This is a genomic window from Streptomyces sp. CBMA156, assembly GCF_014596515.1.
Classification (GTDB): domain Bacteria; phylum Actinomycetota; class Actinomycetes; order Streptomycetales; family Streptomycetaceae; genus Kitasatospora.
This window is the reverse complement of the sequence record NZ_MSJQ01000391.1, coordinates 1-12,982: the sequence shown is the minus strand read 5'-3', so window position 1 is coordinate 12,982 and position 12,982 is coordinate 1. Positions and strand designations below refer to the sequence as shown.

Annotated in this window: 10 protein-coding genes; all 10 read left to right on the top strand. The window is 72.1% G+C overall.

Annotation, left to right across the window (positions count from 1 at the left end):
- A partial coding sequence (locus BU198_RS34870) for a peptidoglycan D,D-transpeptidase FtsI family protein (protein WP_223245360.1) occupies positions 1–2,061 on the top strand: 2,061 nt, incomplete at its 5' end.
- 94 nt (positions 2,062–2,155) lie between these two features.
- Positions 2,156–3,721, top strand: coding sequence for a UDP-N-acetylmuramoyl-L-alanyl-D-glutamate--2,6-diaminopimelate ligase (locus BU198_RS34865; protein WP_411293269.1), 1,566 nt, complete (start codon positions 2,156–2,158; stop codon positions 3,719–3,721).
- Positions 3,718–5,121, top strand: coding sequence for a UDP-N-acetylmuramoyl-tripeptide--D-alanyl-D-alanine ligase (locus BU198_RS34860; protein WP_188300859.1), 1,404 nt, complete (start codon positions 3,718–3,720; stop codon positions 5,119–5,121). The genes BU198_RS34865 and BU198_RS34860 overlap by 4 nt, the downstream gene beginning before the upstream one ends.
- A complete protein-coding gene (gene mraY / locus BU198_RS34855; protein WP_188300858.1) occupies positions 5,121–6,182 on the top strand; it encodes a phospho-N-acetylmuramoyl-pentapeptide-transferase in 1,062 nt (353 codons plus the stop codon). The genes BU198_RS34860 and mraY overlap by 1 nt, the downstream gene beginning before the upstream one ends.
- On the top strand, positions 6,179–7,678 hold the full coding sequence (gene murD, locus BU198_RS34850) for a UDP-N-acetylmuramoyl-L-alanine--D-glutamate ligase (RefSeq protein WP_223245359.1): 1,500 nt from the start codon (positions 6,179–6,181) through the stop codon (positions 7,676–7,678). The genes mraY and murD overlap by 4 nt, the downstream gene beginning before the upstream one ends.
- 101 nt (positions 7,679–7,779) lie before the next feature.
- Positions 7,780–9,093 carry a putative lipid II flippase FtsW gene (ftsW, locus tag BU198_RS34845; protein WP_188300856.1) on the top strand — a complete coding sequence of 438 codons (1,314 nt, stop codon included), beginning with the start codon at positions 7,780–7,782 and terminating at the stop codon, positions 9,091–9,093.
- A gap of 6 nt (positions 9,094–9,099) precedes the next feature.
- Positions 9,100–10,206, top strand: a complete 1,107-nt coding sequence (gene murG, locus BU198_RS34840; RefSeq protein ID WP_188300855.1) for an undecaprenyldiphospho-muramoylpentapeptide beta-N-acetylglucosaminyltransferase — start codon at positions 9,100–9,102, stop codon at positions 10,204–10,206.
- Positions 10,199–10,975, top strand: coding sequence for a cell division protein FtsQ/DivIB (locus BU198_RS34835; RefSeq protein WP_188300854.1), 777 nt, complete (start codon positions 10,199–10,201; stop codon positions 10,973–10,975). The genes murG and BU198_RS34835 overlap by 8 nt, the downstream gene beginning before the upstream one ends.
- A gap of 364 nt (positions 10,976–11,339) precedes the next feature.
- Complete coding sequence (ftsZ, locus tag BU198_RS34830) at positions 11,340–12,563, top strand: cell division protein FtsZ (RefSeq protein WP_188300853.1); 1,224 nt, start codon at positions 11,340–11,342, stop codon at positions 12,561–12,563.
- Positions 12,560–12,982 (top strand): polyphenol oxidase family protein (locus BU198_RS34825; RefSeq protein ID WP_411293268.1); only part of this gene is annotated, 423 nt, incomplete at its 3' end. The genes ftsZ and BU198_RS34825, both read left to right, overlap by 4 nt.

Below are 12,982 nucleotides of genomic sequence, written 5' to 3'. Positions count from 1 at the left end.
CAGCCCGCGAAGGGCCAGCCCGCCCGCAGCCAGTCGGCCAAGGCCCAGCCAGCCAGGTCCGCCTCCGCCGGCCGTACCCCGCGGGCGCCGCAGCAGCGCCGCCCCGAGGGCCGCCCGCCGGCCCGCAGCCAGGCGGCGGTGCGCCCGAAGAGCCGTCCGCCGCTGCGCCCCAAGGCACTCAAGCTGGCCGAGCCCAAGCGCCGGCTGAAGGTGATCACCGTGGTGCTGTCGCTGGTGTTCTCCGTCTTCGCGGGGCGCCTGGTACAGCTCCAGCTGGTGGACGCCGACGCGCTGGCCGCCGACGCCAACACCAACCGCTACCTGAACATCCCGATCACCGCCGAGCGCGGCTCGATAACGTCCTCCGACGGGGTCGCCCTGGCGGCCACCGTGGACGCGTACGACATCACCGCCGACCCGGCGATGTTCACCCCGGAGGCGACCGGCATCCCGGACGCGCCGGAGCAGGCGGCCGCGCTGCTGTCGCCGATCCTCGGCGTGCCCAAGGAGAAGATCGCCACCGACCTGCACACCCCCAAGAGCCGGTACAAGCGGCTCGCCCCCCAGCAGACCCCGGCCACCAGGAAGCAGATCAGCGACCTCAAGTCGAGCCTGGAGAAGCAGGCCGGCTCGCGGGCCTGCCAGGCCCAGAAGAAGCTGCTCGGCAAGCCCGCCGACCAGGGCGGGCGCACCCGGGTGGACAACGAGTGCGCCAACCCGCTGGCCGGGGTGTTCAACCGGGAGACCCAGAAGCGGATCTACCCGGCGGACGGGCTGGCCGCCAACCTGGTCGGCTTCGTCAACGCCGAGGGCGAGGGCGCCGGCGGCCTGGAACTCCAGTACCAGAAGCTGCTGGCCGGCAAGGACGGCCACAGCAGCTACGCCCAGTCGGGCGGGCGGCTGGTGCCCACCGCGGGTGGCTCGATGGAGCCCGCCGTGCCGGGCAGCGACGTCAAGCTGACCATCAACCGGGACATCCAGTGGGCCGCCCAGCGGGCGATCGCCGACCAGGTGGCCAACTCCGGCGCGGAGAAGGGCTACGTGGTGGTCCAGGACGTGAAGACCGGTCAGGTCCTCGCGATGGCCAGCGCGCCCGGCTTCAACCCGAACGACCTGAGCCTGTCCAAGCAGGCCGACCTCGGAAACCCCGCCCTGGTCGACGCGTACGAGCCCGGCAGCACCGCCAAGCTGATGAGCCTGGCCGCCGTGCTGGACAGCGGGAAGGCCACCTGGGACACCAAGGTCACCGTGCCCAACCGGCTGGTCAGGGCCGGGCAGCAGTTCAAGGACGACGTCAACCACGACCCCTGGTACCTGACCCTGGCCGGGGTGCTGGCCAAGTCCTCCAACATCGGCACCATCGAGGCGGTCGAGACCCTCGGCGACGGGGACCAGCTGAAGGCCAACCAGGTGCTGGACGGCTACATGCGCAAGTTCGGCGTGGCCGAGCCGACCGGCCTGGGCTTCCCCGGGGAGGCCTCCGGGATGCTCAAGAAGCCGGAGGACCTGGTCGCCTCGGAGAAGTACAACATCTCCTTCGGCCAGGGCCCGCTGCAGATGAACGCGCTCCAGGCCACCTCGGTCTACTCGACCATCGCCAACGGCGGGGTGCGGGTCGCGCCCAGCGTCGTCCAGGGCCTCACCGACCCGAACGGCAAGTACACGCCGAGCACACCGGGGGCGCAGACCCAGGTGGTCAGCCCGGAGACGGCCAGGACCCTCACCTCGATGCTGGAGTCGGTCGTCGACGACGAGCAGGGCACCGGCGGCAAGGCCGCCATCCCGGGCTACCGGGTCGCGGGCAAGACCGGCACCGCCGACCGGGGTGCCGCCGACGGCAAGGGCTACGACGGCTTCACCGCCTCCTTCATCGGCTTCGCCCCCGCGGACGCCCCCAGGTACACCGTCTCCTGCACCCTCCAGGGCCCGGTCAACGGCCACTTCGGCGGCCAGCTGTGCGGCCCGGTGTTCAAGCAGGTGATGGAGTTCACCCTGAAGACCATGCAGGTCCCGCCGAGCGGCAGCCCGGCGCCCAACCTGGCCGTCGAGTGGAAGCCGTGATCGAACGATGAGCAACGAGCGGGCGGGGCTGGAGCGCGGCGCGGAGGAGGGCCGGTTTGGCCCTGGACACCCTTCGGCGGATAGCCTTCCCGCCGTGCCGAAACCCGATCAAACCACCGTGAGTCCGCCCCGCCCGACCGGGACCACCGCCCTGCCGCTCGCGAAACTGGCCGCCGAACTGGGCCTGCCGCCCGTCGAGGGCGGCGCCGTCACCGGCGTCACCCACGATTCCCGCGCGGTGCGCCCGGGCGACGTGTACGTGGCCTTCCCGGGCGCCAACCACCACGGCGCGGCCTTCGCCGCCACGGCCGCGGGGGCCGGCGCGGTGGCGGTGCTCACCGACCCGGCCGGCGCCGAGCAGGCGGCCGCCACCGGCCTGCCGCTGCTGGTCGTGGACCGGCCGCGGGCCGTCATGGGCGAGCTGGCCGCGATCGTCTACGGCCGCCCCTCCGAGCGGCTGCTGATGATCGGGCTGACCGGCACCAACGGCAAGACCACCACCTCGTACCTGGTCGAGGGCGGCCTGCGCGGCGCCGGGCGCGGCCCGGGTGTGATCGGCACCGTCGAGATGCGGGTCGGCGAGGAGCGGATCAAGAGCGAGCGCACCACCCCCGAGGCCACCGACCTGCACGCGATCCTCGGCGTGATGGCCGAGCGCGGCGCCGACGCGGTGACCATGGAGGTCTCCAGCCACGCCCTGGTCTTCGGCCGCACCGACGGGGTCGCGTACGACGTCTCGCTGTTCAACAACCTGACCCCCGAGCACCTCGACTTCCACCCGGACATGGAGGACTACTTCCAGGCGAAGGCCCGGCTCTTCCAGCCCGGGAAGTCCCGCCACGGCGTGGTCAACCTGGACGACGCGTACGGCCGCCGGCTCGCCGCCGAGGCCAAGATCCCGGTGACCACCTTCTCCGCGACCGGCGCTGCCGGGGCCGACTGGCGGGCCGTGGACGTCCGGCTCGGCCCGGTCGGCTCCACCTTCAGGGTGCTCGGCCCGGACGGCGCCGGGGCCGACGCCTCCGTCCCGCTCCCGGGACCGTTCAACGTCGCCAACGCGCTCGCCGCGATCACCGTGCTGGTCGCCGCCGGGCTGCCGCTGGAGCGGGCCGTGGCCGGCGTCGCCGCCGTCCCCGGCGTGCCGGGCCGGCTGGAGCGGGTGGACGCCGGACAGCCCTTCGTCGCCGTCGTCGACTACGCGCACAAGCCGGACGCCCTCCAGGCCGTCCTCGCCTCGCTGCGCGAGGTCACCGAGGGCCGGCTGCACGTCGTGGTCGGCTGCGGCGGCGACCGCGACCCGCACAAGCGCGGCTCGATGGGCGCCATCGCCGCCCGCCTCGCCGACACCGCCCTGCTGACCGGCGACAACCCGCGCAGCGAGGACCCGTTGGCGATCCTCGCCACCATGCTGACCGGCGCCGCCTCGGTGCCCGAGGCCGAGCGCGGGGCCGTCCTGGTCGTCCCCGACCGGGCCGAGGCGATCGAACTCGCCGTCGCCCGCGCCGAGGCGGGAGACATCGTGCTGGTGGCCGGCAAGGGCCACGAGCTCGGGCAGTACGTACGAGACGAGATCCGCCCCTTCGACGACCGGGAGGTGCTGCGCGAGTCCATCGCGCGGACCACGGCCGCGCGGGGCGACCGAGGAGTAGAGCAGCAGTGATCGCACTGACCCTCGCCGAGGTGGCCGCAGCCGTCGGAGGCACGCTGGACGGCGCCGACCCGGACGCCCTGGTCACCGGCCCGGTCGAGGTCGACTCGCGGAAGGTGAGCCCCGGCGGCCTGTTCGCGGCCTTCGTCGGCGAGCACGCGGACGGCCACGACTACGCGGCCAAGGCGGTCGAGGACGGCGCCCTCGCGGTGCTGGCCTCCCGGCCGGTCGGCGTGCCCGCCGTCCTGGTCGACAGTGTGGTGGAGGCGCTCGGCAGGCTGGCCCGCGCCGTCGTCGCCCGTGCCGACGGCACCGCCGTCGTCGCGCTGACCGGCTCGGCCGGCAAGACCAGCACCAAGGACCTGATCGCCCAGCTGCTCCAGCGCCGCGGCGAGACCGTCTACCCGCCCGGCTCGCTCAACAACGAGATCGGCCACCCGATGACCGCGCTGCGGGTCGAGGCCGGCACCCGGCACCTGGTCATGGAGATGGGCGCCCGGCACAAGGGCGACATCGAGTACCTCACCTCGATCACCCCGCCCCGGATCGGCCTCGTCCTCAACGTCGGCACCGCCCACGTCGGCGAGTTCGGCTCCCAGGAGGCGATCGCCGAGGCCAAGGGCGAACTGGTCGAGGCGCTGCCCGCCGACGGCGTCGCGATCCTCAACGCGGACGACCGGCTGGTGCGCGCGATGGCCTCCCGTACCAAGGCGAAGGTGGTCCTGTTCGGGGAATCACCGGATGCCCACGTACGGGCCGTGAACGTTCGTCTGGACGCCACCGGGCGGCCGTCGTTCACGCTCACCACCCCGGCCGGTTCCGCGCCCGTGCAGCTGCGCCTGTACGGTGAGCACCACGTCTCGAACGCCCTCGCCGCCGCCGCGGTGGCGGTGGAGCTCGGGATGTCCGTCGACGACACCGCCGCCGCCCTGGGCGAGGCGGGTGCGCTGTCCCGCTGGCGCATGGAGGTCGTCGACCGGGCCGATGGTGTCACCGTCGTGAACGATGCCTACAACGCGAACCCCGACTCGATGCGGGCCGCGCTGCGGGCTCTGGTCTCGATGGGGGGCAGGGGCCCGGAGCGCCGCCGCACCTGGGCGGTGCTCGGCGAGATGCGGGAGCTCGGCGAGGAGAGCCTGGCCGAGCACGACGCCATCGGGCGGCTCGCCGTCCGGCTGGACGTCACCAAGCTGGTGGCGGTCGGCGGACGCGATGCGGCCTGCATGGAACTCGGCGCGAGGAACGAAGGTTCGTGGGGTGAGGAGTCGGTGCTGGTGTCCGACGCGGACGCGGCGGTCGAGCTGCTGCGCAGTCAGCTTCGGCCGGGGGATGTGGTCCTGGTGAAGGCTTCCCGTTCGGTGGGGCTGGAGAAGGTGGCCGAGACCCTCCTGGCGGACGGTGTGACCGAATAATGAAGCAGATCCTTTTCTCCGGGATGATCGGTCTCATCCTGTCGCTGCTCGGCACCCCGGCCCTGATCAAGGTGCTCGCCAAGCACGGCTACGGCCAGTACATCCGTGACGACGGCCCCAAGGCGCACCACAGCAAGAAGGGCACGCCCACCATGGGCGGCATCGCCTTCATCCTGGCGACCCTGATCGCGTACTTCGCCACGAAGGCGATAACGGGCGAGAGCCCGACGGCCTCCGGGCTGCTGGTGCTCTTCCTGACCGCGGGCCTCGGCCTGGTCGGCTTCCTGGACGACTACATCAAGGTGGTCAAGCGCCGCTCGCTGGGCCTGCGGGCCAAGGCGAAGCTGGCCGGGCAGTCGATCGTCGGCCTCGGGTTCGCCGTGCTGGCGATGCAGTTCCCGGACGACCGCGGTCTCAACCCGGCGTCCCAGAGCCTCTCCTTCGTCCGGGACTTCAAGTGGGCCGTCGGTCCCGTCCTGTTCGTCATCTTCGCGTACTTCATGATCGCCGCGATGTCGAACGGCGTGAACCTGACGGACGGTCTGGACGGCCTCGCCACCGGTGCCTCGGTGATGGTCTTCGGCGCCTACACCTTCATCGGCATCTGGGAGCACACCCAGAGCTGCGCCTACGCGATCACCGCGACCGCCAACTGCTACGACATCCGAGACCCACTGGACCTCGCCGTCGTGGCCTCCGCCCTGATGGGCTCCTGCTTCGGCTTCCTGTGGTGGAACACCTCGCCCGCCAAGATCTTCATGGGTGACACCGGCTCGCTCGCCCTCGGCGGCGCCCTGGCCGGTCTGGCGATCTGCTCCCGCACCGAGCTGCTGCTCGCCCTGCTCGGCGGCCTCTACGTGATCATCACCCTGTCGGTGATCATCCAGGTCGGCTCCTTCCGGATGACCGGCAAGCGCGTCTTCAAGATGGCGCCGTTGCAGCACCACTTCGAACTCAAGGGCTGGACCGAGGTCCTGATCGTGGTCCGGTTCTGGATCATCCAGGGCCTGTGCGTCGCCGTCGGCCTCGGCCTGTTCTACGCGGGATGGGTGACCGGATGACAGACTCCCACCTGACCAACCCGGACTTCGGCGGCCTGCCGGTCGCCGTCGCCGGGCTCGGCGTCTCGGGCATCAGCGCCGCGCGCGTCCTGCACGGCCTCGGCGCCCGGGTCACCGTCGTGGACGGCGGCAGCGGTCCCGGCCTGGCCCCCAGGGCCGCCGAGCTGGAGGCGCTGGGCGTCACCGTGCGGCTCGGCGACGGCGCGAGCCTGCCCGAGGGCACCGAGCTGATCGTCACCTCGCCCGGCTGGGCGCCGGACAGCCCGCTGTTCGCCGCCGCCGAGGCGGCCGGGGTACCGGTCTGGGGCGACGTCGAGCTGGCCTGGCGGCTGCGCAAGCCGCTGCCCGGCACCGGCGAGCCCGCCCCCTGGCTGGCCGTCACCGGCACCAACGGCAAGACCACCACCGTCCAGATGCTCGCCTCGATCCTCACCGCCGCCGGCAAGCGCACCGCCGCGGTCGGCAACGTCGGGGTCTCGGTGCTGGACGCGGTGCTCGCCGAGGAGCCGTACGACGTGCTCGCCGTCGAGCTCTCCAGCTACCAGCTGCACTGGGCGCCCTCGCTGCGCCCGTACGCGGCGGCGGTGCTGAACCTGGCGCCCGACCACCTCGACTGGCACGGCTCGATGGAGGCGTACGCCGCCGACAAGGGCCGGATCTACGAGGGCAACGTCGTCGCCTGCGTGTACAACCTGGCCGACCCGGCCACCGAGGCGCTGGTCCGCGAGGCCGACGTCGAGGAGGGCTGCCGGGCGGTCGGCTTCGGTCTCGGCGCGCCGGGCCCGTCGAACTTCGGCGTGGTGGACGGCCTGCTGGTGGACCGGGCCTTCGTCGAGGACCGGGCCAAGAACGCGGCCGAACTGGGCGCCGTCGAGGATGTTTGCCCACCCGTCGCCCACCACCACCCTTCTGACGAAGGCGCTCCGCGCCGCCGCCCTGCTGCGCCCCACAACATCGCCAACGCGCTCGCCGCGGCGGCGCTGGCCAGGGCGTACGGCGTCGAGCCGAAGGCCGTCCGGGAGGGCCTGCGGGCCTTCCGTCCGGACGCCCACCGGATCGCCGAGGTCGGGGTGGTCGGCGAGGTCACGTACATCGACGACTCCAAGGCCACCAACACCCACGCGGCGGCCGCCTCGCTGGCCGCCTACCGGCCGGTCGTCTGGATCGCCGGGGGCCTGGCCAAGGGCGCGGCCTTCGACGACCTGGTGCGGGGCGCGGCCGGGCGGCTGCGCGCGGTGGTGCTGATCGGCCAGGACCGGGCGCTGATCCGGGAGGCGCTGGAGCGACACGCTCCGGATGTGCCGGTGATCGAGGCGGCCGAGGGCCAGACTGGCGCGGTGGCGATGGCCGAGGTCGTTCGAACGGCCGCGTCGCTCGCCCGATCGGGTGACACCGTGCTGCTGGCACCGGCCTGCGCCTCGATGGACATGTTCACCAACTACGGCGAGCGCGGCGACCTCTTCGCGGCGGCCGTCCTGGAGCTGGCGGGCGAGTAGGCGGGCCGGCACGGATGTCGGCCGGAGAGAGTGGGCGGGGAGCGGTGGCGGGGCAGGGCAGAGCGGATTCCGGCGTTGTGAAGCGGGACGCCGCCGAGCCGATGAGAGTGATCTCCGCCACCACGACCAAGTACAAGTCGGCCGGTCCGCTGGGCCGGGTCCAGGCCCTCAGGGCCCGGGTCCGGTACTGGCTGGACCGGCCGCTCACCCCGTACCTGCTGGTCCTCGGCAGCGCCCTGCTGCTGGTCGTGCTCGGCCTGATGATGGTCTTCTCGGCCTCCCAGATCCTGGCCCTGAACCAGCACCACTCGGCGCAGTACTACTTCCTCAAGCAGCTGATCGCGGCCGTCCTCGGCCTGGTCCTGCTGATCGGCTTCGCCTCCGTCCCGGTGGCGGTGCTGCGGGTGATCGTCTACCCGGTGATGTTCGCGGTGATCTGCGCGCTCACGCTGGTCGCCATTCCCGGCATCGGGATGCGGATCAACGGCAACCAGAACTGGCTGGATTTCGGCTTCTTCCAGTTCCAGCCCTCGGAGTTCGCCAAGCTCGCACTGGTGCTCTGGGGGGCCGACCTGCTCGCCCGCAAGCAGAAGGCCGGCACCCTCAACTCGTGGAAGCACCTGCTGGTGCCGCTGGTGCCGGGCGCCCTGCTGCTGCTCGCGCTGATCATGTTCGGCGGCGACATGGGCACCTCGATGATCCTGGTGGCCATGGTGTTCGCGCTGCTCTGGATGGTCGGAGCGCCGCTGCGGCTGTTCGTGGCCACCGTCGGGGTGGCGGTGGTGGTCTGCACCGCCCTGGTGGTCACCGTCCCGCACCGGGCGGAGCGGCTGAGCTGCATCGGCGTCACCAAGATCGATCCCGAGGGCGCCTGCTTCCAGGCCCTGCACGGCGCCTTCGCGTTCGCCAACGGCGGAGGCTTCGGCACCGGCCTGGGCGCCGGCGTGGAGAAATGGGGCCAGCTGCCCGAGGCGCACACCGACTTCATCTTCGCCGCGACCGGCGAGGAACTCGGTCTGGTGGGGACGCTGTCGGTGCTCGGTCTCTTCGCGGCACTAGGCTACGCGGGTATCCGTGTGGCCATCGGTACGAAGGATCCCTTCGTCAGGTACGCCGCGGGAGCCGCCACCACCTGGATCATGGCGCAGGCCATGATCAACCTGGGGTCGGCGCTGGGACTGCTGCCCATCGCGGGCGTCCCGCTCCCGCTGTTCTCCTACGGCGGTTCCGCCATGCTGTCGGCCATGTCCGCGATCGGAGTGCTGCTGTGCCTGGCGCGCAGCTCCTCGGGCGCGAAGGCGGCCCTGGCCGCCCGGAGCAAGAACTCCCGGATCAGGAGACAACTGGCCCGGGTGCTGCCACGACGACGAACCACAGCGCGCCCGGCCCCGGGGCCGGCACGCAGGGAGCGGTGAATTTCGGTGCATGTCGTACTCGCCGGCGGGGGGACCGCCGGTCACATCGAGCCGGCCATGGCCCTCGCGGATGCCCTCCGCAGGCACGACCCGTCCGTCGGGATCACCGCCCTGGGCACCGAGCGCGGACTGGAGACCCGGCTGGTACCCGAGCGCGGCTACCAGCTGGAGCTCATTCCGGCCGTCCCGTTGCCCCGCAAGCCAACCCCGGAGCTGATCACCGTCCCCGGGCGGCTGCGCGGCACCGTCCGGGCCGCGCAGGAGATCATCGAACGGGTCAACGCGGACGCCGTGGTCGGCTTCGGCGGCTACGTCGCGATGCCCGCCTACCTGGCCGCCAAGCGGGCCGGCGTGCCGATCGTGGTGCACGAGGCGAACGCCCGCCCCGGCCTGGCCAACAAGATCGGCGCCCGCTACAGCGACTTCGTGGCGGTCTCCACGCCGGACAGCAAGCTGCGTGACTCCCGGTACATCGGCATCCCGCTGCGCCGGACCATCGCCACCCTGGACCGGGGTGCCGCCCGCCCGGAGGCCCGCCAGTACTTCGGCCTCGACCAGCGGCTGCCCACCCTGCTGGTCTCCGGCGGCTCCCAGGGCGCGCGCCGGCTCAACGAGACGATCACCGCGATCGCCCCGCGGCTCCAGCAGTACGGCGTGCAGATCCTGCACGCGGTCGGCCCGAAGAACGAGCTGCCGCAGGTGGCGGACGTCCCCGGGATGCCGCCGTACCGTCCGGTGCCGTACCTGGACCGGATGGACCTCGCCTACGCGGCGGCCGACATGATGCTCTGCCGGGCCGGCGCCATGACGGTGGCCGAGCTGGCGGCCGTCGGCCTGCCCGCCGCCTTCGTCCCGCTGCCGATCGGCAACGGCGAGCAGCGGCTGAACGCCCAGCCGATGGTCAAGGCCGGCGGCGGTCTGCTGGTGGACGACGCCGAGCTGACCTCGGACTGGGTGCTCCAGAACGTGCTGCCGGTGCTCACCGACCCGCAGCGGCTGTGGGACATGAGCCGGGCGGCCGCCGAGTTCGGCCGCCGGGACGCCGACGACCTGCTCGTCGGCATGGTCTACGAGGCGATCCAGGCCCACCGCGGCGGTCGCCGCCGTGGCTGACGGCCGGCTCGCCGACCCGTTGGAGGAGGAGCTGGAGGTGGAGGAGTCCGCTCCCCGCCTCCGGCTCTCCCGGCGGGGCATCGTGGTGCTGGGCGCGCTCGGCGCCGCGGTGCTCGGCGTGCTGGCCTGGCTGGTGTTCTTCTCCTCGGTGCTGGACGTGCGCGACGTCGCCGTCCAGGGGACGAGTGACGGAAAGCTGACGGCGGACCAGGTCCGCGAGACGGTCGGCGGGCTCGGTGACGGCCCGCTGGCGCGCGTGGACCTGGACGACGTCAGGCACCGGGTGGAGGCGATCCCCCGGGTGGCCAGGGCGGAGGTGTGGCGGGGCTGGCCGCACACCCTGCGGGTGAAGGTGGTCGAGCGCAAGGCGGTGGCCGCCGTCAAGGGTGAGGACGGCCAGTTCACCCAGGTGGATGCCGGGGGCGTGAGCTTCGCCACCGAGCAGGCCCCGCCGGAGGGCGTTCCCGTGGTGGAGCTGCGACTCAGTCAGCAGGCGAACGACGTGGACGGGGTGATTTCCCGTCCGCAGCTGGTGCAGGGCGCGGTGGCGGTGGCCGCCGGGCTGCCGCCGGAGGTCGCCAAACTGGCCGGTTCGATGGTGGTGCACTCGTACGACGACATCCAGCTGCAGCTCAGCGGGGGTGCGACGGTGCGCTGGGGGAGTCCTGAGCAGATCGACCGGAAGGCCAGGGTCCTGGTCGCGCTGATGAACCAGAAGGGCACGACCTTCGACGTGACGGCGCCGGAGGCGCCGGCGGTGTCCGGATGATCCGGTAGGTTCTCTGCCTGAGGGAGGGGTTGACGCCTTGAAGTGTCGGCCCGACTCTTGGTGGTCACCCCCGGTTTCCTATGCCGGCCGATGATCACATAGGCTCAAAAGAAAAAGGGAAGCTCGGCGTGTTCGTTGAAACACGTGCCCGGAGCCACCTAGTGTCCTGTGTCACCAGACTGTGTTTCCTGGTGACGTGACGGAGACACAGCACTAACCCTAAAGGTCAAGTTTAGGGTTGGGGTCGGCGGTCGGCATTTCGGACATTCAGTCAGAAACCAGGCTCCCTACCCATCGACATCCGTCGGAACGGCCCCGCTCCGGGGCGGGCCGACCCGGAAATTCGAGGCGAGAGGCCTTCGACGTGGCAGCACCGCAGAACTACCTCGCAGTCATCAAGGTCGTCGGAATCGGCGGCGGTGGTGTCAACGCCATCAACCGGATGATCGAGGTCGGTCTCAAGGGCGTCGAGTTCATCGCGATCAACACCGATGCGCAGGCCCTCCTGATGAGCGACGCCGACGTCAAGCTCGATGTGGGCCGTGAACTCACCCGGGGCCTCGGCGCCGGCGCCAACCCCGAGGTCGGCCGCAAGGCCGCCGAGGACCACCGCGAGGAGATCGAGGAGGTCCTCAAGGGGGCCGACATGGTCTTCGTGACCGCCGGTGAGGGTGGTGGCACGGGCACGGGCGGCGCGCCCGTCGTGGCCAACATCGCGCGCTCCCTGGGCGCCCTGACCATCGGCGTGGTCACCCGTCCGTTCACCTTCGAGGGCCGGCGCCGGGCCAACCAGGCCGAGGACGGCATCGCCTCCCTGCGCGAAGAGGTCGACACCCTCATCGTGATCCCCAACGACCGGCTGCTGTCCATCTCGGACCGCCAGGTCAGCGTCCTCGACGCGTTCCGCTCGGCCGACCAGGTCCTGCTCTCCGGTGTCCAGGGCATCACCGACCTGATCACCACCCCGGGCCTGATCAACCTCGACTTCGCCGACGTCAAGTCCGTCATGTCGGAGGCCGGTTCGGCGCTCATGGGCATCGGCTCGGCCCGCGGCGAGGACCGTGCCAAGGCCGCCGCGGTGATGGCGATCTCCTCGCCGCTGCTGGAGGCCTCGATCGACGGCGCCCGCGGCGTGCTGCTGTCCATCTCGGGCGGCTCCGACCTCGGTCTGTTCGAGATCAACGAGTCGGCCCAGCTGGTCAGCGAGGCGGCCCACCCCGAGGCCAACATCATCTTCGGTGCGGTCATCGACGACGCGCTCGGCGACGAGGTCCGGGTCACCGTCATCGCGGCCGGCTTCGACGGCGGGCAGCCGCCGGCGATCGTCCGCGACCCGGTGGTCAAGTCCAGCTCCCCGGAGCGCCCGGCCACGCCGCCGGCCGCCCCGGAGCGCCCGGCCGGCCGCCCGTACGGGACCATCGGCTCGGTGACGTCCCGTTCGGAGGGCGAGTCCTCCGGGTCGAGCCGGAACGCCGAGACCTCGGCCACCACGACCGCAGCCCCGGTGCCGCCCCAGGTGCAGCCGGTCAGGCAGCCGTTCGTGGAGAGTCCGGCCGAGGAGCTCGACGTCCCGGATTTCCTTAAGTGATCGATCACGCGATCCGCGCGGGTGCTCACTTCGCCTTCACCTCACGGTGGGGCGGGGTGAGCACTTCGCCGTACGGGGAGCTGAACCTCGGCGGCGCGGTGGGCGACGACCCGGAGGCCGTCCGGGACAACCGGGCGGTCGCCGCCCGGCGGCTGGGGATCGACCCGGCCGACGTGGTGTGGATGAACCAGGTGCACGGCGCCGAGGTCGCGGTGGTGACCGGGCGCCAGCCGCTCGGCGAGGCGCCGACGGTGGACGCGGTGGTCTCCGACCGGCCGCTCGCGCTGGCGGTGCTGACCGCCGACTGCACCCCGGTGCTGCTGGCCGACCCGGTGGCCGAGCTGCGCGGGCCGCGGGCCGGGCTGGGGGCCACCGACCGGGCGGTCCGGTTCGTGCGGGGAGGGATGCGGGCCTACCAG